The sequence below is a fragment of the Sphingobium sp. CECT 9361 genome, from assembly GCF_918741285.1.
Lineage (GTDB): Bacteria > Pseudomonadota > Alphaproteobacteria > Sphingomonadales > Sphingomonadaceae > Sphingobium.
Window position 1 is genome coordinate 729,405 of the sequence record NZ_CAKKNC010000001.1, and the last position, 20,524, is coordinate 749,928.

Sequence of the window (20,524 nt, forward strand, 5' to 3'; positions counted from 1 at the left end):
ATTAACCGTGGCTGACGTTAAAAGCCGCTATTGTCGGTCGCAAAGCCTGCCTCACTGGCACAACGCGCACGGCTCGGCTATCAGGACGCCATGCATGTTTACGACACGACACTTTCGCTGATCGGCAATACGCCGCTCGTGCGCCTTACCGGCCCCTCGCAAGAGACAGGCTGCGACATTTACGGCAAATGCGAATTTGCCAATCCCGGCGCATCGGTAAAGGATCGCGCCGCGCTCTACATCGTACAGGATGCCGAGGAGAAGGGCTTGCTCAAGCCCGGCGGCACGATCGTAGAAGGGACCGCAGGCAACACCGGCATCGGCCTCGCGCTGGTCGCCAATGCCAAGGGGTACAAGACGATCATCGTCATCCCCGAAACGCAAAGCCGCGAAAAAATGGACACGCTCCGCGCCCTTGGGGCGGAACTGGTAACGGTGCCCGCTGCCGCTTATTCCAATCCGGGCCACTTCGTGCACACCTCGCGCCGCATTGCCGAGGAAACCGAAGGCGCGATCTGGGCCAATCAATTCGACAACATCGCCAACCGCAAGGCGCATATTCTTGGCACCGCCGAAGAAATCTGGACGCAGATGGAAGGCCGCATCGACGGTTTCACTTGTGCGGCAGGGACCGGCGGCACGATTGCAGGCGTCGGCCTTGGCCTCAAGGCTAAGGACGAGAAGATCACCATCGCGCTCAGCGATCCGCACGGCGCGGCCTTGTTCAACTATTATGCACATGGCGAGTTGAAGGCGGAGGGCAGTTCGGTTGCCGAAGGCATCGGGCAGGGCCGCATCACCGCCAATCTGGAAGGCGCGCCGATCGACACCCAGTTCCGCATTTCCGATGCTGAAGGGATCGATTGGGTCCGCCGTCTGCTCAGCGAAGAGGGACTGTGCCTCGGTCTGTCCTCCGGCATCAACGTGGCGGGCGCGGTGGCGCTGGCACGGCAATTGGGGCCGGGGCATCGCATCGCCACGATCCTGTGCGACACCGGATTCCGCTATCTCTCGACGCTCTACAATCGCCAGTGGCTCGAATCGAAGGGGTTGACGGTGTTCCCTTGGCTGGCGCAGGATTGATCCGCAGCGGGATAAGAGGGTCAATGCCAGCTATGGCACGCACATCACATATTGCAGCGGCGGCTTCGGCGTGAGCCCTTCGTCCCCGGAACAGTCCAGGACCAGAATGCCCGAACGCGAAAGCAAGGGCAGCGATCGGCGGCAGGATGGCCTGCACCGGGTACAGATCGGGCTGACGGGATTGGCGGGTGTCATTCTGCTGGTGGGCCTCGCCAACATCGTGATCGACAAGGCGCAACTGGATGAGCGGACCATGCCGCCGCCGGTCGTGCCGACGCTGAACGCAGGCGCTGAAAACGCTGTCGCGCCGCGTGAACCTTTGGCGGAACTCGGGGTAACGCCGTCTGCCGAACAATCCGGCCAGGTCGTCCCCGACTTGCAGCCGGACCCGGCACTCAGCAAGCCTATGGACAGCGAGCCGCAATAACTTGTCGACGATTGCGGTAGTGCGCCGCCTGCTTGGCGCCGCGGCGATGATGCTGCTCCCCATCGTCGGCGCGTTGATCGGCGGACTATATTATGGGCCGATATTGCGTAGCGGACAGGTCGCGCTGGCATCCTGGGTGCCGTTCATCCTGATCGCCGCGGCATTGGCGAGCGGTGTCGGGTGGATGTTGGGGAAGCGGCGGGGAATCGTGCTCGTCGCCCTGTGGACCTTGCTAGGCGGTTTGCTCAGCGCGCTGATATTATGCTGTGTCGCCGCAGGTGCCATGCCTGCCTTTCGGGCTGCGACGGCAAGCGCTCCGCCCGCAGGGCCACGCGAACCGCTCGCGATCCACACCGCGCTCGACCTGTATTGGGGGCAAAGCCGCACGCTGGCCACGCTCGACAAGGCATTTGAGATAGACCGCCTTGATCTGCTATCGCCTCAGAATCTGGAGATGCACGACCGCCTGTTGCTGGCACAGCCGCGCTTGCTGAAACCCGAGGAACTGGTTGCTCTGGACCAGTGGGTCCGCGATGGAGGGCGCGCGGTCATCCTTGCCGATCCGCTGCTCGTCTGGCCCACCGATCTGGCGTCCGGCGACCGGCGTCGTCCTCCTGTGACCAGCCTGCTCGATCCCTTGCTGGCGCATTGGGGTCTCACGCTGGAGCCTGCATTGGATACGGCAGCGCAGCGCCAATTCGTCGATAACGGACGCCTGCTGATAATGTCTGCCGCGTCCCGGTTCGCGCTTCGACACAGTAACTTTGCGCGTTGCCAGAAGGTCGGCAACGGATGGTCGGTCACCTGCCGTATCGGCAAAGGCAAGGTGCGCCTTATCGCGGATGCCGACATGCTGAACGAAAGGACATGGCAGGCGCCCGATGGCGGCGTGCTGATCGGCGACAACATGGCCCTGATCGATCAATGGCTGCGCAAGCCTCTGGCTTCCGTACAGAACTGGTCCGGGGCACCGATCTGGACGCAAAGCAATCGGGCGGTGGTGGCGGGCCTCCGTTGGGCGTTACTCGCTGGCGCGCTCTGGGCGATTCTGGGCGCTATGCTGATCCTGCATTTGGAAGGAACGCAGTCACGCCCGGACAATTGGAGAAACAGGAAAGAACAAGTGTAGAACAACGCGCTTTCAAAGGGTTGTTCGACGGTGAAAAACCATCTCCGAACAGTAGATTCCCATCATGACCCAGATTTTCCCCTTTATTCCCGACCTAACCCTTGATACTTAGGTGTCCATAGGGGCTGTTCAGGCTTTGTGATTCCTGTGACGGCGAAAGGCTTTGCGCATCTGCTTTTCGCGGCGGGAGAGCTGCGGCCCCTGAAGAAAGGGGCAAGGCGGTTTTCTCGTGACGAGCAACATACTCTTCTCGGGTAACGCCTTCAGCCTCGCCGATGGCAAGGGACGCTTCGTCCTGCCTCTCGAAATGCGCAAACAGGTCAAGCTGGGCAGCAGCAACGAAAACCGGCTGGTGACGTCGTTTCACGACAAACACCCTTGCGCCACCGGTTTCGGCACCATCTTTCGCCAGCAACAGGAAGACTCCATTGCCGCTCGCGCCCTCGCGGCGATGAACCGTGGCGACGATTACGATGAGGATGCGGAGCGCGAAAAGCTGTTCCCGCTGATGGACGACATCAACTTCGACGATGGCGGTCGCTTCTTCCTGCCTGACGACCTGAAACGCGCCAGCGGCATTACCGACGCAATCTTCTTCGTCGGCGTCAGCCGCTATATCCAGATGTGGAACCCCGCGTCTTACGAAGCCAGCGAGTCCGGCCATGCCATTCTGAAGGCAAAGTGCCGTGAGTTCCTTGCCGGACGGGAGGCGTCAGGCAAATGACGACCGCTGCTCTCCATACCGACGCGCCGCATATTCCGGTCCTGCTCGATGAAGTTCTCGACGCACTCGTCATTGCCCCTGGCGAAACGCATGTCGATGGCACATTCGGCGCAGGCGGCTACAGCCGCGCCATGGCAGGGCGGGGCGCGCGCGTCATTGCGTTTGATCGCGATCCCGACGCTATCCGCGAAGGGCAGGCTGTTGCCGACGCGGCTGGCATCACGCTGATCGAAGGCGAATTTTCGCGGATGCAGGCCTTGCTCGCGGATGCAGGCGTCGATCAGGTGGCGGGTATCACGCTCGACATCGGCGTGTCCTCGATGCAGCTCGACCGGGCGGATCGTGGTTTCTCCTTCCAGTCCGACGGTCCGCTCGACATGCGAATGAGCCAGTCCGGGACTAGCGCCGCCGATTTCCTCAACACTGCGCCCGAAGACGCCATCGCCGACGTCATCTATCGCTATGGCGAGGAGCCCAAGTCGCGCCGGATCGCGCGCTTCATCGTCGAGGCGCGGCCTTTGTCGCGCACCGGCGAACTGGCCGCTGTCGTGCGCCGCGCACTGGGTCACAAGCCGCATGACAAGAAAGATCCCGCGACCCGCGTGTTTCAGGCGATCCGCATCCATCTCAATCAGGAACTGGAAGAGCTGGAACGCGGTCTCGAAGCAGCCGAAGCTGTGCTGCAGCCGGGCGGTCGTCTCGCCATCGTCACCTTCCACAGTCTTGAAGACCGGATCGTAAAGCAATTCCTGCGCCGCCGCAGCGGAGGCGAAGGTGCCGGTTCGCGCCATATGCCGATGCAGACGAAGGCCGATGCACCGACTTTCGCCAAGCCTGCCAAGGCCGTGCGCGCCGGTCCGTCCGAACTCGCCGCCAATCCGCGCGCCCGCTCGGCCACCTTGCGCAGTGCCGTCCGCACGGCTGCGCCTGCTCTTTCATCCGTCGCAATGGGGGTCCGGTCATGATCGCCGTCAAGCGTTTGCAAAGTCTGTTCTGGGTATTGCTTGTCACTCTTGGCGCGCTGTCCGCTTATCTGGTCTCGCTGCGCGCGGCGACCGAGCGCAACGAATTGAACAAGGTCCGCGCCCAGATTGCGCAAACCCGTGGCGACATCCGCTATCTCGAAACGGAGTTTAGCGCGCGGGCCAGTCTGCGTCAGCTTGAGCGCTGGAATGCAGAGGATTTCCGCTATTCCACGCCCACCGTTGGACAATATCTGAGCGGCGAACGCGCTTTGGCCAGCCTTGACGGGGTGCAGCCCAACGGTCCTGCCTATGTCGCGCCGCCGGTAATGGCGGCGATGGTGCAAACGCCCGCAGACCTTCCCGCCGCGACGCAAGTGGCGCAGGCCAGCCCTGCCGCTACCCAGATTCGCAGCGACATTGCGATCATTCGAACGGCGCAGGCTGCCGACAATGTCGAAAAGCTGGCGCGTCCCGCCAAGGCTGCGGCTTCGTCTGACAAATCCGAACGGAGCCGCCCCGGCCCCGTAGCGCGCAATGCCGAACGCATGGCGATGCTCGATGCCAAGCTGCTGGATGACAGCACCTTGGGCGACCTCAGCAAGCGCGCCGCCAGCGAAAAACGCAAGGGCAACCACTGATGGCCACGCTGGTCGTCCGCCCGGACCGGCCTCGCACCGGCACGGACCGCATCAACCTGACCGCGCTGGCGCATCAGCGGCTGATGCTTTTGCTCGTCCTCTTCATCGCGATCACGGGCCTCATTGCCTTAAGGCTGATGTGGATGGGCGTGTTCTCCGGCAGTGGCGCGCGCAGCAGCATTGCTTCGGGCATCCTGCCGCGTGCCGATATCGTGGATCGCAATGGCGAGCCGCTGGTCCGCACGATGGACGGCTATTCGATTTCGGTGCGACCGGATCGGCTTATCGGCGATCCGGCCGAACTGGCGCGCAAGCTTAATGAGATTTTTCCGGACCAAAGTGCCGCCGACTTCTACAAGAAGTTGACAGGCAAAGGCTGGGCCTATCTGCGCAAGCGCGCCATGCCCGAACAGGTGGCGGCCGTGAACGCATTGGGCGAAGTCGGCATCGAATTTCCGCGCGAAAAGGAGCGCGTTTATCCGCAACGCACGCTTGCGGCGCATGTGCTGGGCTTCCCGCCGACCGATGGGGCAGGCGGGATGGGTGTGGAACTCGCCTTCAACGATGAACTGACCAGGCACGGCGCCACCGGTAAGCCATTCATGCTGTCGATTGACACGCGCGTTCAGGCGGCCTTGGAAAGTGAGCTGTATGCGCAAATGATCTCGCAGCAGGCCAAGGGCGCAGGTGGGATCATCATGGACGCCAATACCGGCGAAATCATCGCCATGGCGTCGCTCCCCGTGTTCGACCCGAACAAGCTTGTGGCGGATACCGCCACAAGCTGCAACGATTCCGCACGCTGCAACGATATGGTGCAATCGCGCTACGAACTGGGGTCAACCTTCAAACCCATATCGATAGCCGCCGCCATGGATCATGGCACGGTCAAGTCGATGTCGAAGCGCTATGACGCGACCGCATCGCTACCGATTGGCGGCTTTCACATCAAGGACGACCATCCGCTGGGCCGCTGGATCAATGTCCCGGAAACGCTGGTACATAGTTCCAACATCGCCACCGCGCGGATAGCCGACGAAATGGGCGCTGCTCCATTGCAGGCGGTGTTCCGGTCGCTCGAATTCGATAGCCGCCCCAGCATCGAGTTAAAGGAGCGCGCCGGTACGCTCTGGCCCGTCAATTGGGGACGCATCACCACGATGACCACCTCCTATGGCCATGGGATCGCGGTTACGCCGCTGCATCTGGCCAGCGCATATGCCGCGCTCGTTAACGGCGGCATCTGGCGCCCGGCCACGTTGCGGCGTCTGTCGGCCAATGATGTGCCGCACGGTCGTCGGGTTTTCTCCGCTGCGACCAGCGCACGGATGCGGCAGCTTTTGCGCATGATCGTCGCCGCTGGGACAGGCCGCAGCGCGGATGCCAAGGGCTATCGCGTAGGCGGCAAGACCGGTTCTGCGGAAAAGCCGTTCGAGGGTGGCTATGCGCATCACTCGCTCGTCACTACCTTTGCCGCGGCCTTCCCGATGGACAATCCCAAATATGTCGTACTCGCGATGATGGACGAGCCGAAGGGCAATGCTGAGACATTCGGTCTGCGCACCGCAGCCTGGACGGCATCGCCTGTGGTAAAGCGCGTGGTGGAACGGGTCGGCCCTATGCTAGGCATCATTCCCGATGAGCGGCGCGACGTGGATATTTCCGAACTGATGCCGCTGCTATGGAATCCGAAGGGCGAGGAATAATGCGGCTGGACGCACTGATTGAAGGACTGAATCCGACCGAAGGTGATGTTGCGGTCATCGGCTTTGCAATCGATCATCGCAAGGTTGCGCCCGGCACCGTCTTCGGCGCGTTCCCCGGCGCGCGCTTCAATGGCGAGGATTTCATTGCCGATGCGATAGCCGCTGGTGCCGTCGCCATCGTAGCGCGTCCCGAAGCGGTCGTGAATGGCGCGGTGCATCTGTCCGATGCCGAGCCGCGTCGGCTTTTCGCGTCCTTGGCCGCCAAATTTTTCGCGCCCTTCCCGGCAACGACCGTCGCTGTGACCGGCACCAACGGCAAGACCTCGACAGTCGAATTGACGCGCCAGATCTGGCGGCTGATGGGCGAGAAGTCGGCTTCCATCGGCACCTTGGGCGTGACGACGGCAGTCGATCAGGTATCGACCGGCCTCACCACGCCCGACATCGTTACCTTCCTGTCGAACATGTCGGGCCTCCGCCGCGAAGGCATCACCCATGCTGCGTTCGAAGCGTCCAGCCACGGCCTCGACCAGTTCCGCACCGAAGGTTTGCCGGTGCAGGCTGGCGCGTTCACCAACCTCAGCCGCGATCATCTCGATTATCATGGCGATATGGACAGCTATTTCCATGCCAAGATGCGCCTGTTCGACGAAGTGGTCGCACCCGGCGGTGCAGCGGTCATCTGGGCCGACGATCCCAAGTCCGCTGATGTCATCGCCCGCGCCCAAGCACGCGGCCTGCGCATCCTCTCCGTTGGCGTTCAGGGTGAAGCCCTCAAACTCGTTGAGCGCACGCCGACGCATCTCGGACAAACATTGCTGGTTGAAGCCGAAGGCAAAACCCACAAGATCAACTTGCCGCTGATCGGCGCTTACCAAGCCGCCAACGCGCTGGTGTCCGCCGGACTAGTGATTGCCACCGGCGGCGACACGACCAAAGTTCTGGAATTTCTCGCCCGTGTCCAGCCCGTGCGCGGTCGTCTGGAACGTGCCGTCATCACGCACACCGGCGCGCCGGTCTATGTCGATTACGCCCATACACCGGACGGCCTGCGCGCTGCTATCGAAGCGTTGCGCCCGCACACGCGCGGCAAGCTGGTAACCCTGTTCGGCGCAGGTGGAGACCGCGACGCAGGCAAACGTCCGCAAATGGGCAAGGTCGCCACCGACCTGTCCGACGTCGTCATAGTGACGGATGACAATCCGCGCTCTGAAGAACCTTCGTCCATCCGGGCGGCCATCATGGCGGGCGCACCCGGCGCAACCGAAATCGGCGGGCGCCGCGCTGCCATCGCCGCCGCCATCGCTTTGGCGGGCCCCGACGATATCGTCCTGCTCGCGGGCAAGGGCCACGAACAGGGCCAGATCATCGGCGACCGCGTCTTGCCCTTCGACGATGTGACTGTCGCACGGGAGTGCGCGGAGTAATGCGATGAGTGCGCTCTGGACCTCAGACGAAATCGCAGCGGCGGTGGGCGGAACGGCGTCCGCCGCTTTTGCCGTTTCGGGCGTTGCTTTCGATAGCCGCGAAGTCGGACCGGGCGATCTGTTCGTCGCGCTCAAAGGCGAAGCGACCGACGGCCATAACTATGTCGATACCGCCATCGCGTCCGGCGCGTCGGGCGTTCTCGTCAGTACCCCCGTTGCCGTGCCGCATGTGCTGGTCAATGACAGCTTTGCCGCATTGCAGGCGATGGGCCGCGCCGCTCGCGCTCGCACGTCGGCGGGAATCATCGGTGTTACCGGATCGGTCGGCAAGACAGGAACGAAGGAAGCGCTCTTCCAGGCGCTCGACCGCGCCAACCCCGGCAAGGTGCATCGCTCGGTCAAAAGCTACAACAACCATGTCGGCGTCCCGCTCAGCCTGTCGCGCATGCCTGCCGACAGCGCCTATGGCGTGTTCGAAATGGGCATGAACCATGCCGGCGAGCTGTCAGCGCTCACGCGGCTGGTGCGGCCCAACGTTGCTATCGTCACTGCCATCGCTCCCGCCCACATTGAATTTTTCGCCTCGGAAGCCGCCATCGCCGATGCGAAGGCGGAGATATTCGAAGGTCTCGAACCCGGCGGCACTGCCATCATCCCCTTCGACAGCCCGCATATCGACGGGCTGCGCGCGCACGCCGAACGCTTCGCGGCTCACATACTGACTTTCGGCATCGGCAAAGGCGCGGATATTCGGGCCGTTGAGGCCGTACCAGCCGAACAGGGCGGCACGCTCGTCACGGCAAAATTCCCCAAGGCGGAGTTGTGCTTCACCATCGGCGCACCGGGCGATCATTGGGTGACCAATGCGCTGGCCGTCCTCGGCGCAGTCGAAGCGCTGGGGGGTGACATCGCTGCCGCCGGTCTCGCGCTTGCGGAGTTGCCAGGCCTTGCCGGTCGCGGCGCACGCACCACACTGCATGTCGATGGCCGGGAGGCGCTGCTGATCGACGAAAGCTACAACGCCAATCCGCTTTCCATGGCCGCGACCCTACGCCAGCTCGGGCGCGAAAAGGCGGCGCGCCGGGTCGTAGTCCTGGGCGCGATGAAGGAACTGGGCGACCGCAGCGCGGAACTCCACGCCGGTCTCGCCGATCCGATCACGACCAGCCGTGTCGATTATGCGATCCTTGTCGGCGAAGACATGGCCCCGCTCGCGCAGCGGCTTGAAGGACAGGTCGCTTTCGCGCATGTGCCCGACGCCAATGCCGCCAAAAGCCTCATCCTGTCACGGGTGCAGGCTGGTGACGCGATATTGGTCAAAGGATCGAACAGTGTCGGCTTATCGCGCGTGGTCGCGGCGTTGGCCGATGGGGATAAAGCATAATGTTGTACTGGCTGGCGCAGACGCTAGACTTTCAGGGGGTTTTCAACCTCATCCGCTATTTGAGCTTCCGGACCGGCGCGGCGATTGCGACCGCTTTGGTCATCGGCTTAATCATCGGCCCGCGGTTCATCGGGTGGCTCCGCGTCCGTCAGGGGAAGGGGCAGCCGATCCGCGAAGACGGCCCCCAAAGCCACCTCGCCAAGCGCGGAACGCCAACCATGGGCGGCCTGATGATCCTCACCGCCATGATCGTTTCGGTCCTGCTGTGGATGAACCTTTCGTCGGTGTACGTCTGGGCCTGCATCTTCGTGACGCTGGGCTTTGGAGCCATCGGCTTCATGGACGACTACGACAAGGTGACGAAGGCCAGCCATAAGGGGCTGTCCGGCAAGTTCCGTCTCCTGTGCGAATTTGCGATAGCCGGTTTCGCGGCATGGCTGATCGTCGGCCATAACGGCACCGCGCTCTACGTCCCGTTCTGGAATGGCCCCGCGCTCAACCTTGGGCCGTTCTACTATGTGTTCGCGGCCTTCGTTATCGTGGCATTCGGCAATGCCGTGAACCTGACGGACGGACTAGACGGCCTCGCCACCATGCCGGTCATCATCGCGAGCCTCGCCTTCATGCTGATCGTCTATCTGGTCGGCCGCGCCGATTTCGCTGAGTATCTGGGTATCCCGCATGTGCCGGGTGCTGGCGATCTGACGATCCTGTGCGGCGCGATCGTGGGGGCAGGGCTGGCCTTCCTCTGGTTCAATGCGCCGCCGGCCGCGGTGTTCATGGGCGACACCGGCAGCCTCGCCTTGGGCGGAACCATCGGTGTTATCGCCGTCAGCGCGCATCATGAAATCGTGCTCGGCATCATCGGCGGTCTGTTCGTCGTCGAAGCAATGTCGGTGATCATTCAGGTGTTCTTCTACAAACGCACCGGTCGACGCGTGTTCAAAATGGCGCCGATCCACCATCATTTCGAACAGCTCGGCTGGGCCGAAGCCACTGTCGTCATCCGCTTCTGGATCATCGCTTTCGTTCTCGCCCTCGCCGGTCTTGCGACGTTGAAGCTGCGGTGATCGTCAGCAGCGCCTTTGCGGGGAAGACCTACGCCGTACTCGGATTGGCGCGCAGCGGCCTCGCGACCGTCGCCACGCTGGTCGCCAGCGGCGCGCGCGTCGTGGCGTGGGACACCCGCGAGGAAGCGCAGGCGCTCGTTGCGGACAAGGCAGAAATCGCCGATCCGCTGACCATCGACCTCACCGGTTTCGACGGCATCGTCGTATCGCCGGGCGTCCCGCTCAACCGTCACCCGATTGCGGAAAAGGCACGGGAAGCAGGCGTCCCGGTCATCGGCGATATCGAACTATTCGCGCTCGCTCGGCCGACCTTGCCCCCACATCGCGTGGTCGCCATCACCGGCACCAACGGCAAGTCGACTACAACCGCGCTCATCCACCACATCATCGAAAGTGCGGGCATTGCCACGTCGATGGGCGGCAATATCGGCCTGCCGGTCCTTGGCGAAGAACCCTTGCCCGAAGGCGGCATCTACGTCCTCGAACTATCGAGCTATCAGATCGATCTGACCTACAGCCTCGATTGCGACGTGGCGGTGTTGCTCAACATCACCCCAGACCATCTCGACCGCTATGATGGGTTTGAAGGCTATGTCGCCTCGAAAGAGCGTCTGTTCGCGATGCAGACAGTCGGCCATCCTGCAGTAATAGCAGTCGATGATGATACGACACGCCGCATCGCCGATAACTTGTGCTCCTGCGAAAGCAGGAGCCTAGGGAAGCTCGGTGCCACTCAGCCTGGACTCCAGCCTTCGCAGGAGAACGGCGTACAGCGGGTAAGCGCCAACGACGTGGACACCGCTGCGCAATCCATGTGGCCCTCCTTGCAAGGCCCACACAATGCGCAAAACGCGGTGGTTGCTATCGCCGTAGCGCGCGCCCTTGGCATAGATGAGACCGTCATCCAGTCGTCGCTGAAAACCTTCTCCAGCTTGCCCCACCGCATGCAACGTGTCGCCGAAGTCAACGGCGTCCTCTACGTCAACGACAGCAAGGCCACCAACGCCGCCTCCACTGCACCGGCACTCGCGGCCTATCCCCCCATCAACGGCAAACCCCGCATCCACTGGATACTCGGCGGCATCGCGAAGACCGACAATCTCGACGAGTGCGTCCCCTTTTATGGCAACGTCGCCCACGCCTACACCATCGGCGAATCCGGCCACATGTTTGCCGATATCCTCCGCCCTCATATGGACGTCGACGACAGCGAGATGCTGCTGACCGCCGTGCGCCGCACTGCCCGCGTCGCGCAACCCGGCGACGTGGTACTGCTGTCCCCCGCCTGCGCCTCGTTCGATCAGTTCCGCGATTTCGAAGCGCGCGGCGATGCCTTTGTGGCAGCGGTGCATGCGATAGGAGCCTGCACCGATGGCTAGCGGCAGCTTCAAACCGGGTCGTCTTGTCAAAGGCTTCCGCGGCAAGACGGTACCGCGTGAGCGCACTGCACTGGCCATATGGTTCTGGGAAATCGACAGGGTACTGCTATCGCTGATCGCGGTGCTCATCGCCATAGGGCTTGTTGCCGTGGCGGCGGCGTCGCCTGTCGCAGCCATTGATCGTTCGACCAGTGAGATTGCCGTCAACCCGCTGATCTATTTCTATCGTCAGCTCATGTGGGTGGGCATCGGCTTACCGGTCATGCTGGTTATATCTATGCTCCCCCGAACGCAGGCGCGGCGGCTTGCGCTGGGCATGACGGCCTTCTTCCTGCTCATGCTGTTGCTCGTTCCCATCCTTGGCAATACGATCAACGGCGCCAAGCGCTGGATCGACTTACCCGGCATGCGTTTTCAGCCATCGGAATTTCTGAAACCTGCGTTCGTCGTCACGCTGGCGTGGCTGCTGTCCCTGCGTGGCAAGGACGCCAATCTGCCGGTCATCCCGTTGAGCGGATTGCTGACGGCCATCGTCGCGTTGCTCCTGATGCGTCAGCCGGATCTTGGGCAAACGGTTATCTTCTGCGCCGTCTGGGGTGCGCTTCTGTTGCTGTCGGGCGTATCGATGCGCGCTATTGGTGGGCTGGTGGCCGGGGCCATGGGCCTGTTCGTTCTCACCTATATTTTCTACGAAAACGGCCGCAATCGCATCAACGACTTTCTGGGCTTCAACGTCGCAACCGACACCGGCCCGGATCAAGTCGATCTTGCGCATAAGACGATCACCAATGGCGGCTTTACGGGTGTGGGTCCGGGCGGCGGGCAGGCGAAGTTCAACCTGCCTGAAGCGCACACCGATTACATCTTCTCCGTCATTGGCGAAGAATTCGGCCTGCTCGCGTGCATCGGCATCGCCATCGTCTATCTGGCCATCGTCGTGCGCGTTCTCCTGCGTCTGCTGGACGAGGAGGACAGCTTCATCATTCTGGCCGCCGCTGGCCTCACGACTGAGTTCGGGTTGCAGGCGATTATCAACATGGGCGTGAACGCGCATATATTTCCGTCGAAGGGTATGACGCTGCCCTTTATCAGCTACGGCGGCTCCTCTATGATCGCACTTTGCATCGGGGTCGGCCTGTTGCTGGCGTTCACGCGCCGCAATCCCTTCATGGACCGCAGCCCCTATGTCGTGAAATGGAGCGGTCGATGAGCATTTCCCGTCACTTCGTCCTCGCAGCCGGCGGGACCGGGGGGCATATGATCCCCGCTTATGCGGTGGCAAAGGAACTGACCGCGCGTGGCCACCATGTCGCGCTGGTCACTGACGATCGCGGCGCGAAGATTCCCGGCATATTCGAGGATATGCAGGTCCACGTCCTGCCCGCAGGCCGTATGCAGGGCGGGCCGATCGGCTGGCTGCGCGGCGGCAAGGCAATCCTCGCAGGCCGCGCGATGGCGATGCGCCTCTACGAAACCTTTCAACCTACGGCGGTCGTCGGCTTTGGCGGCTATCCCGCGCTGCCCGCGGTACTCGCGGCGCAGAAAATGGGCATTGCCACCGCGCTGCACGAGCAAAACGCCGTGCTGGGCCGCGTCAACCGCCTGATGGCGCGCAAGGTAGACGCCATCGCCACCGCTTATCCCATTGTCGAACGGCTGGCCGACAAACATGCAAACAAGGTCCATCTGATCGGCAACCCCGTTCGCGCCGAAGTCATGGCATTGCGCGAGGAGGAATTTCCCGCGCTGACGGATGAAAGCGTATTCCGCCTTCTCGTTACCGGCGGCAGCCAGGGCGCGACGGTGTTATCCAGCGTCGTTCCCAATGGCCTCGCTTTGCTCCCGGTCGGCCTGCGCCGCCGTCTGCAAGTCACGCAGCAATGCCGCGCCGAAGACATCGAAAAGGTTCGCCAGACTTACGCTGAAATGGAAATCCCGGCCGACCTGTCGACTTATATCGAGGATATGGCGGAAAAGCTGAGCTGGGCGCATCTGGTCATCGCGCGCGCGGGCGCATCGACTATCGCCGAACTGACCACCGCCGGTCGCCCCGCGATCCTGATCCCACTGCCCACGGCGATGGACGATCATCAGACCGCCAACGTCCGTGAGATGGTCGACGCGGGCGGCGCGCGGTCCATTCCACAATCGCAATTCACCCCCGTCGAACTCGCCAAGCAGATGCAGAAGATGGCGATGGAACCTGGCGCGCTCGCCAATGCGGCCAAGCGCGCCCGTGCCTGCGGGCGTCCCTATGCGGCGCGCGACATGGCCGATTTACTGGAAAGCATTGGAAAAGCCCCGATCATGAACGACCCCCTGCGGACCACACCCCCCGCACCCTCCAGCCTCACTTTGCAGGGTATCCCGGCATGAAGGGTGTCGCCACGGATATCGGCACGATCCATTTCATCGGCATCGGCGGCATCGGCATGTCGGGCATCGCCGAAGTCATGCACAATCTGGGTTACAAGGTGCAGGGCAGCGACGTTGCCGAAGGCTATGTGATCGAAGGATTGCGCAAGAAGGGCATCGCCGTCGCCATCGGGCATAAGGCGGAAAATCTGGGCGACGCTGCGGTGGTGGTAACCTCCACGGCGATCAAGCGCGGCAATCCCGAAGTCGAACTGGCGCTCGAAAATCGCATTCCCGTGGTACGCCGCGCCGAAATGCTGGCCGAACTGATGCGGCTCAAGTCCACCGTCGCTGTGGCCGGAACCCACGGCAAGACCACGACCACCTCGATGGTCGCCGCGCTCCTCGATGCAGGCGGCGTCGATCCGACCGTCATCAATGGCGGCATTATCAACAGCTACGGCTCCAACGCGCGTCTCGGCGCGTCCGACTGGATGGTGGTTGAAGCCGATGAGAGCGACGGCAGCTTCCTCCGCCTGGACGGCACGATTGCCGTGGTGACGAACATCGATCCCGAACATCTCGATCATTACGGCAGCTTCGACGCCGTGAAGGATGCCTTCGTCGACTTCATCGAGAATGTGCCCTTCTACGGCGCGGCCATCGTCTGCCTCGATCATCCCGAAGTGCAGGCCATCTTGCCGCGCGTGCAGGATCGTCGCGTGGTGACCTACGGCTTCAGTGCGCAGGCCGATATTCGCGGCGATAATGTCGTCTCCTTCCCCGGCGGCAACCGCTTCGACGTGCAGGTGCGCGAGCGGGACGGCGCCACGCGCAAGATCGAAGGCATCGAAATGCCGATGCCCGGTCGCCACAATGTCCTCAACGCTATGGCGGCCATCGGCGTCGCCCTGCAAATGGGCATCGACGACGCGACCATCCAAACCGGCTTTGCCAAGTTCGGTGGCGTCAAACGTCGGTTTACCAAGGTCGGCGAAGTCGCGCTCCCCGGCGGCAGCGCAACGATCATCGACGATTACGGCCATCACCCGGTCGAAATCCGCGCAGTTCTCGCTGCAGCGCGCGAAGGCGCGAGGGGTCGGGTTATTGCCGTGGTTCAGCCGCACCGCTTCACGCGCTTGCGCGATCTGATGGATGACTTTCAGCAGGCATTCAACGATGCCGATGTTGTCTACGCCGCGCCTGTCTATCCTGCTGGCGAACAACCGATAGAAGGCACTGACAGCGCCGCACTTGTCGCGGGTCTCAAGCGGCGCGGCCATCGCGCCGCCAGCGTGATCGACGGTCCCGAAGCGCTGACCGCTGCCCTCGCTGCCGATCTTCAGCCCAACGACATGGTCATCTGCCTCGGTGCGGGTGACATCACCAAATGGGCCGCCGGTCTCGCGACGGGCATCGCCGCCAGCCTGCCGGAGACGGCGGGATGATCGAGTTTGTCGACCTGTGCATCGACATGCAAAAGCGCGTCATTGAAGCGCATGAAAAGAGCCTGGAAGCTGCCCGTAACACGTTGACGGGAGCGGATGCGCCGATTGCCATGCAGCAGGCACTGAACGACACCGGCAAAGCGAACATCGCCGCGTGGGAACGCTGGATCGCGCTGTGGACAGGGCGGAAATGACGACCGCGCTCGCTCCGCTTCCCCCTCTCGACGGCACGATAGAACCGGGCGGCAGCCTTGCCGATTTCATCTGGTTCCGCACCGGCGGTCCGGCCGAATATCTGGTGCGCCCGCGCGATGTGGCGGACTTGTCGCGCTTCCTTGCTGCGCTCGATCCCGCGATGCCGGTGCTTCCGGTGGGTGTTGGCTCCAACCTGATCGTCCGAGACGGCGGCGTTCCGGGTGTAGTGGTGCGCCTGCCCAAATCCATGCAGAAAGTCGTTGTCGAACCCGGCGATCGCGTGCGTGCCGGTGGCGCAGCCATGGGCATCTCCGTGGCAAGCGCCGCGCGCGATGCGGGCATTGCTGGCCTCGAATTTCTGCGCGGCATCCCCGGCACGGTGGGCGGCGCCGTCCGCATGAACGCGGGCGCCTATGGGCGCGACACCAGCGACATTCTGATCGAAGTCACGCTCGTCCTGCGCGACGGCAGCGTCGAGACATGGCCCGCTGCAAAGCTGGGCTACACCTATCGGCATAGCGACCTCCCCGTCGGCGCGGTCGTCATCGAAGCCTTGTTCGAAGGCACGCCCGGCGATCCCGCCGTCATCGGCGCAGAGATGGATCGCATCGCCGCCGAACGCGAAGCCAGCCAGCCGTTGCGCAGCCGCACCGGCGGTTCGACCTTCAAGAACCCCGACGGTCACAAGGCCTGGGCGCTGATCGACAAGGCAGGCTGTCGCGGCCTGCGCCGGGGTGATGCGCAAGTGTCGGAAAAACATTGCAACTTCCTGCTCAACCTCGGCGGAGCAACCAGCGCGGATATTGAGGCATTGGGCGAAGACGTGCGGGACAAGGTGAAAGCAGACAGCGGCGTGGAGCTTGAGTGGGAAATTCAGCGGGTGGGGTTGGCGAAGTGACAAACATTGTGCCCCGCGATGATTTCGAGCGCGGCATCATCGAGAATGTGCGCGAGCATGGTTGTCAGGTAAACGCGGTATTCGATCCGGACGGCGAACAGCCGAACTTTGCCTACTCTATTGGCTTTAAAGAGACGGTGGATCAGCCAGAAGTGATCACATTCGGCTTACCTATCGAAATGATGAAATTTATGGTCAATCAGACACTTCGTGAATGTAGGGAAGGTCTCGTTCTAACCGATGGTGCCGTCATCGAAGGCCTACTGGAAGGTCACAAGTGCATCGCTCGGATCGTTCATCCCAGCCAGATAGCTGAAGAGTTTGTGAATTCCGCGCTGTGGTACCACAAGGTGAGAACCGGCCAGCGCTTGACTGATGTTGTCCAGATAGTGTGGCCAGGGGCCGTCGATGGCCTGTTCCCTTGGGATGACGGCTGCGATGCCGGCGTAATAGCTTTGCAGCCCGCCTTATATGAAGAGCGACTTAGTTGATGACCCGTGGCCCCTGGCATGTAGCAGTCCTGATGGGCGGCTGGTCCGCCGAGCGTTCCGTCTCGCTCTCCTCCGGTGAGGGGATCGCCAAGGCGCTTGAGTCTCGCGGTCATCGGGTTACCCGGATCGACATGGACCGCGACGTCGCCGTGCGCCTGCATGAAGCAAAGCCCGATGTGGTGTTCAACGCGCTGCATGGCGTACCAGGTGAAGACGGCACAGTGCAGGGCATGATGGACCTTATGGGCCTCACCTACACCCATTCCGGCCTCGCCACGTCGGTGATCGCCATCGACAAGCAACTGACCAAGCAGGCGCTGGTCCCCCACGGCATCCCCATGCCCGGCGGCCAAGTCGTGGAAAGCGCGACCCTGTTCGAACGTGACCCGATCCCGCGGCCCTATGTCGTAAAGCCCGTTAACGAAGGCTCCTCTGTGGGCGTCGCCATCGTCACTGACGAAAGCAATTTCGGCGATCCCATCGGTCGCGATGTCGAAGGGCCGTGGCAGCATTTCACCGAACTGCTTGCCGAACCCTATATCCGGGGCCGCGAACTCACGACCGCCGTGCTGGGCGATGAAGCGCTGCTGGTGACCGAATTGAAGCCCAAAAGCGGCTTCTATGACTTCGACGCCAAATATACCGATGGCATGACCGACCATATCTGCCCCGCTGACATCCCCGACGATGTCGCTGAGCAGTGCAAGGCAATTGCCCTGCGCGCGCATCGGCTTTTGGGCTGTCGCGGTGCATCGCGCTCCGATTTCCGTTGGGACGATACGCATGGCATCGACGGCCTCTTCCTCCTCGAAGTGAATACGCAACCGGGCATGACGCCACTCAGCCTCGTGCCGGAACAGGCTGCCAAGCTGGGCATCGCATATGCGGAGCTGGTCGAGCGGATCGTCGAGGATGCTTTGGCTGCCGGGGGGGCAAAAACATGAGCAGTGATGCACGCATCAGGCGCGGCGGAACCAGCCGCCCCCCGCCACGCAACGCCACCGGCACCCGTGGCCGCCGCGCCCTCAAAAAACAGTCGCGCATGGATCGACTTATTGCCGCATTGCCCATCAGCGATGCGACGGTTCAGCGGCTCGCGACTTTTGCGATCATCGGCTTAGTGGGCAGCGCGGCTGTCGGCACCGCAATGTTCCTCGGCCTTCCCGCCATGGCAAAGATGGAATTTGCCAGTGCCACCGCCAAAGCAGGCTTCGAAGTCGCCAAGGTCGAAGTGCATGGCGTCGAGCGGATGGACGAACTTGCGGTCTATAACATCGCTTTGGGACAGGTGGATCGCTCGATGGTCAATGTCGATCTACCCAAGCTGCGCAGCGACCTGATGACATTGGGCTGGGTGAAGGACGCGCGCGTATCCCGTCGCCTACCCGATACGCTGGTGGTCGATATCGTCGAGCGTCAGCCGGTGGCTGTATGGCAGAATGCAGGTCAGTTGCGGCTGATCGACGTGTCGGGTGCCGTGCTGCAAACGGTCTCGCTGTCCAACATGCCCGATCTGCCGCTGGTCGTCGGACCCAACGCCAATCGTCAAACCGCGCGGCTGAACCAGTTGCTCGATGCCGCCCCCGCGCTCAAGCCGATGCTGGCTGGCGCGACATGGATCGGCGATCGTCGCTGGGATTTGCGGTTCCAATCGGGCGAGACGCTTTCTCTCCCCGAAGGCGAGCCTCAGGCGGCATCGGCGCTTGTGAATTTCGCGCGGATGGATGGGGTAAACCGCCTGCTGGGCCGTGGCATTATCCGCTTCGACATGCGCGATCCCGATAAGTTCGTGCTGCGTATGCCCAAGGATCGCGCCGCAAAGGGCGATGACGCTAAGGGCGAAACGCCGAAAGACGTGAAGGTCGCCGCAACCAGCGGTGAGGGGGAAGTCTGAGATCATGGCACCGCCGAAAGTCGAAAAGCTCATAACCGCCGTCGATATCGGGTCGTGGAAAGTCTCCGCGCTGATCGCGGGCAGAACCGATACGGGCGAACTGGCGATCCTGGGTACGGGTCAGCGCGAAAGCCGGGGCGTGCGTCGCGGCTACATTGCCGACATGGAACGCACCGAAATGGCGGTCCGCGAAACGGTCGAACAGGCCGAGCGTGTCGCAGGCCTCAATATCGAAGACGTGTGGGTCTCTTTCTCCGGCGGCAGCCTGGTCAGCGATGTGGTTACGGTCGAGCGCGGCCTTGGCGGCTATCGCGTCGAGCAGTCCGACATCGACGACCTCCTGACCACCGGCCGCCAAAGCATCGACCCCGACGGCCGCATCGTGCTGCACGCGCAGCCGACCTGCTTCACGCTGAACGGCACCGAAGGCGTCAAGCGCCCGCTCGGGATGCACGCCGACAAACTCGGCGTCGACATCCATGTCGTGCTGGCCGATGGCGCGCCACTGGCCAACATGGAAATGTGCGTGCGTGGCGCGTATCTGGATGTGAACGCGATCGTCGCGTCGCCCATCGCCACTGGGCTTGCCTGTCTGTCGGAAGAAGAACGCGACCTCGGCGTGGCGCTGGTGGAGCTGGGTGCAGGCGTCACCAACGTCTCGCTCTATGTCGGCGGGATGCTCGTCGGCTTGCATTCCATTCCCATCGGCGCAGCAGACATCACCGACGATATCGCGTCGGCTTTCGGTATCCGCCGCAGTCAGGCGGAGCGGATGAAATGCTTCTACGGCTCAGCCATGCAGTCGCGCCGCGACTTCCGCGAAATGATCGAGATCGCACCGATTTCCGGTGACGTTGCGGCGGGAGACGGCGGCAAGATCACACGCGCCGCGCTGGTCGGTGTCATCTGCGAACGCCTCAATCAGTTGATGGCAGAGGTAAATGCCTCTCTCAAAGGCATGGGTTTCAATTCTCCGGTCGGGCGTCAGGTCGTGCTGACGGGCGGCGGCGCAGAGATGAAGGGCATTGCCGACTATGCGCAAAGCGCCTTGGGCCGTGCGGTGCGTATCGGTCGCCCGCGCGGTCTCGCGGCACTTCCCGAAGCGCACAGCGGTCCCGCTTTTGCCACGCTTGCCGGATTGGCGCTTTACGGTGCGTCCAATCCGGTAGACTTGCGGAGCATGACGGCTGCGCCCCAAACCGTGCATCGCATGGGTGCAACGGGGTGGTGGCAACGCATGATGGGTGCACTGAAAGCCAATTACTAAAGATGAATAATCGTTTGTGACTCACCAATAGTAAAAAAGGTGAT

20 protein-coding genes are annotated in these 20,524 nt (G+C 62.5%); all 20 read left to right on the top strand.

Annotation, left to right across the window (positions count from 1 at the left end; all coding sequences use genetic code 11):
• The first annotated feature begins 90 nt into the window (after nucleotides 1-90).
• The 20 genes from LQ220_RS03240 to ftsA all read left to right on the top strand — a co-directional run bounded on the left by LQ220_RS03240 (nucleotide 91) and on the right by ftsA (nucleotide 20,480).
• Nucleotides 91-1,083: a cysteine synthase A gene (locus LQ220_RS03240; protein WP_230187250.1), complete on the top strand. Its 993-nt coding sequence runs from the start codon at nucleotides 91-93 to the stop codon at nucleotides 1,081-1,083.
• A gap of 106 nt (nucleotides 1,084-1,189) precedes the next feature.
• Nucleotides 1,190-1,510 (top strand): hypothetical protein, encoded by a 321-nt coding sequence (locus tag LQ220_RS03245; RefSeq protein ID WP_230186827.1) that lies wholly within the window; start codon nucleotides 1,190-1,192, stop codon nucleotides 1,508-1,510.
• Nucleotide 1,511: 1 nt separating this feature from the next.
• The gene (locus LQ220_RS03250; protein ID WP_230186828.1) at nucleotides 1,512-2,639 is read left to right on the top strand and encodes a Gldg family protein; all 1,128 of its coding nucleotides are present in this window, start codon (nucleotides 1,512-1,514) and stop codon (nucleotides 2,637-2,639) included.
• 229 nt (nucleotides 2,640-2,868) lie between these two features.
• Nucleotides 2,869-3,363 (top strand): division/cell wall cluster transcriptional repressor MraZ, encoded by a 495-nt coding sequence (locus LQ220_RS03255; RefSeq protein WP_230186829.1) that lies wholly within the window; start codon nucleotides 2,869-2,871, stop codon nucleotides 3,361-3,363.
• A complete protein-coding gene (rsmH, locus tag LQ220_RS03260; protein WP_230186830.1) occupies nucleotides 3,360-4,328 on the top strand; it encodes a 16S rRNA (cytosine(1402)-N(4))-methyltransferase RsmH in 969 nt (322 codons plus the stop codon). The genes LQ220_RS03255 and rsmH overlap by 4 nt, the downstream gene beginning before the upstream one ends.
• Nucleotides 4,325-4,966 carry a colicin transporter gene (locus LQ220_RS03265; RefSeq protein WP_230186831.1) on the top strand — a complete coding sequence of 214 codons (642 nt, stop codon included), beginning with the start codon at nucleotides 4,325-4,327 and terminating at the stop codon, nucleotides 4,964-4,966. The genes rsmH and LQ220_RS03265 overlap by 4 nt, the downstream gene beginning before the upstream one ends.
• The gene (locus tag LQ220_RS03270; RefSeq protein WP_230186832.1) at nucleotides 4,966-6,672 is read left to right on the top strand and encodes a penicillin-binding protein 2; all 1,707 of its coding nucleotides are present in this window, start codon (nucleotides 4,966-4,968) and stop codon (nucleotides 6,670-6,672) included. The genes LQ220_RS03265 and LQ220_RS03270 overlap by 1 nt, the downstream gene beginning before the upstream one ends.
• Entirely contained in the window at nucleotides 6,672-8,099 is a 1,428-nt protein-coding gene (locus tag LQ220_RS03275) for a UDP-N-acetylmuramoyl-L-alanyl-D-glutamate--2,6-diaminopimelate ligase (protein WP_230186833.1), read from the top strand. The genes LQ220_RS03270 and LQ220_RS03275 overlap by 1 nt, the downstream gene beginning before the upstream one ends.
• Nucleotides 8,100-8,103: 4 nt before the next feature.
• Nucleotides 8,104-9,483, top strand: coding sequence for a UDP-N-acetylmuramoyl-tripeptide--D-alanyl-D-alanine ligase (gene murF / locus LQ220_RS03280; RefSeq protein WP_230186834.1), 1,380 nt, complete (start codon nucleotides 8,104-8,106; stop codon nucleotides 9,481-9,483).
• Entirely contained in the window at nucleotides 9,483-10,553 is a 1,071-nt protein-coding gene (mraY, locus tag LQ220_RS03285; RefSeq protein ID WP_230186835.1) for a phospho-N-acetylmuramoyl-pentapeptide-transferase, read from the top strand. Before murF ends, mraY begins: the two co-directional genes overlap by 1 nt.
• Nucleotides 10,550-11,932 (top strand): UDP-N-acetylmuramoyl-L-alanine--D-glutamate ligase, encoded by a 1,383-nt coding sequence (gene murD, locus LQ220_RS03290; protein WP_230186836.1) that lies wholly within the window; start codon nucleotides 10,550-10,552, stop codon nucleotides 11,930-11,932. Before mraY ends, murD begins: the two co-directional genes overlap by 4 nt.
• Complete coding sequence (locus tag LQ220_RS03295) at nucleotides 11,925-13,142, top strand: putative peptidoglycan glycosyltransferase FtsW (protein ID WP_230186837.1); 1,218 nt, start codon at nucleotides 11,925-11,927, stop codon at nucleotides 13,140-13,142. The genes murD and LQ220_RS03295 overlap by 8 nt, the downstream gene beginning before the upstream one ends.
• The gene (murG, locus tag LQ220_RS03300) at nucleotides 13,139-14,308 is read left to right on the top strand and encodes an undecaprenyldiphospho-muramoylpentapeptide beta-N-acetylglucosaminyltransferase (RefSeq protein ID WP_230186838.1); all 1,170 of its coding nucleotides are present in this window, start codon (nucleotides 13,139-13,141) and stop codon (nucleotides 14,306-14,308) included. Before LQ220_RS03295 ends, murG begins: the two co-directional genes overlap by 4 nt.
• Nucleotides 14,305-15,735, top strand: coding sequence for a UDP-N-acetylmuramate--L-alanine ligase (gene murC / locus LQ220_RS03305; RefSeq protein ID WP_230186839.1), 1,431 nt, complete (start codon nucleotides 14,305-14,307; stop codon nucleotides 15,733-15,735). The genes murG and murC overlap by 4 nt, the downstream gene beginning before the upstream one ends.
• Complete coding sequence (locus LQ220_RS03310) at nucleotides 15,732-15,929, top strand: hypothetical protein (RefSeq protein ID WP_230186840.1); 198 nt, start codon at nucleotides 15,732-15,734, stop codon at nucleotides 15,927-15,929. The genes murC and LQ220_RS03310 overlap by 4 nt, the downstream gene beginning before the upstream one ends.
• Entirely contained in the window at nucleotides 15,926-16,828 is a 903-nt protein-coding gene (murB, locus tag LQ220_RS03315) for a UDP-N-acetylmuramate dehydrogenase (RefSeq protein WP_230186841.1), read from the top strand. The genes LQ220_RS03310 and murB overlap by 4 nt, the downstream gene beginning before the upstream one ends.
• Nucleotides 16,825-17,319: a DUF4262 domain-containing protein gene (locus LQ220_RS03320; RefSeq protein WP_230186842.1), complete on the top strand. Its 495-nt coding sequence runs from the start codon at nucleotides 16,825-16,827 to the stop codon at nucleotides 17,317-17,319. Before murB ends, LQ220_RS03320 begins: the two co-directional genes overlap by 4 nt.
• Nucleotides 17,319-18,263 carry a D-alanine--D-alanine ligase gene (locus tag LQ220_RS03325; protein WP_230186843.1) on the top strand — a complete coding sequence of 315 codons (945 nt, stop codon included), beginning with the start codon at nucleotides 17,319-17,321 and terminating at the stop codon, nucleotides 18,261-18,263. Before LQ220_RS03320 ends, LQ220_RS03325 begins: the two co-directional genes overlap by 1 nt.
• The gene (locus tag LQ220_RS03330; RefSeq protein WP_230186844.1) at nucleotides 18,260-19,213 is read left to right on the top strand and encodes a cell division protein FtsQ/DivIB; all 954 of its coding nucleotides are present in this window, start codon (nucleotides 18,260-18,262) and stop codon (nucleotides 19,211-19,213) included. The genes LQ220_RS03325 and LQ220_RS03330 overlap by 4 nt, the downstream gene beginning before the upstream one ends.
• 4 nt (nucleotides 19,214-19,217) lie before the next feature.
• Nucleotides 19,218-20,480, top strand: coding sequence for a cell division protein FtsA (gene ftsA, locus LQ220_RS03335; RefSeq protein ID WP_230186845.1), 1,263 nt, complete (start codon nucleotides 19,218-19,220; stop codon nucleotides 20,478-20,480).
• Nucleotides 20,481-20,524: the final 44 nt, after the last annotated feature.

Bases quoted from the DNA above. Each gene is read 5' to 3' on its own strand.
- murB (WP_230186841.1), top strand. From the start codon at position 15,926: ATGACGACCGCGCTCGCTCCGCTTCCCCCTCTCGACGGCACGATAGAA.
- LQ220_RS03245 (WP_230186827.1), top strand. From the start codon at position 1,190: ATGCCCGAACGCGAAAGCAAGGGCAGCGATCGGCGGCAGGATGGCCTG.
- LQ220_RS03330 (WP_230186844.1), top strand. From the start codon at position 18,260: ATGAGCAGTGATGCACGCATCAGGCGCGGCGGAACCAGCCGCCCCCCG.
- murC (WP_230186839.1), top strand. From the start codon at position 14,305: ATGAAGGGTGTCGCCACGGATATCGGCACGATCCATTTCATCGGCATC.
- murG (WP_230186838.1), top strand. From the start codon at position 13,139: ATGAGCATTTCCCGTCACTTCGTCCTCGCAGCCGGCGGGACCGGGGGG.
- murF (WP_230186834.1), top strand. From the start codon at position 8,104: ATGAGTGCGCTCTGGACCTCAGACGAAATCGCAGCGGCGGTGGGCGGA.
- LQ220_RS03240 (WP_230187250.1), top strand. From the start codon at position 91: ATGCATGTTTACGACACGACACTTTCGCTGATCGGCAATACGCCGCTC.
- LQ220_RS03310 (WP_230186840.1), top strand. From the start codon at position 15,732: ATGATCGAGTTTGTCGACCTGTGCATCGACATGCAAAAGCGCGTCATT.
- mraY (WP_230186835.1), top strand. From the start codon at position 9,483: ATGTTGTACTGGCTGGCGCAGACGCTAGACTTTCAGGGGGTTTTCAAC.
- LQ220_RS03295 (WP_230186837.1), top strand. From the start codon at position 11,925: ATGGCTAGCGGCAGCTTCAAACCGGGTCGTCTTGTCAAAGGCTTCCGC.
- LQ220_RS03270 (WP_230186832.1), top strand. From the start codon at position 4,966: ATGGCCACGCTGGTCGTCCGCCCGGACCGGCCTCGCACCGGCACGGAC.
- LQ220_RS03265 (WP_230186831.1), top strand. From the start codon at position 4,325: ATGATCGCCGTCAAGCGTTTGCAAAGTCTGTTCTGGGTATTGCTTGTC.
- rsmH (WP_230186830.1), top strand. From the start codon at position 3,360: ATGACGACCGCTGCTCTCCATACCGACGCGCCGCATATTCCGGTCCTG.
- LQ220_RS03325 (WP_230186843.1), top strand. From the start codon at position 17,319: ATGACCCGTGGCCCCTGGCATGTAGCAGTCCTGATGGGCGGCTGGTCC.
- LQ220_RS03275 (WP_230186833.1), top strand. From the start codon at position 6,672: ATGCGGCTGGACGCACTGATTGAAGGACTGAATCCGACCGAAGGTGAT.
- ftsA (WP_230186845.1), top strand. From the start codon at position 19,218: ATGGCACCGCCGAAAGTCGAAAAGCTCATAACCGCCGTCGATATCGGG.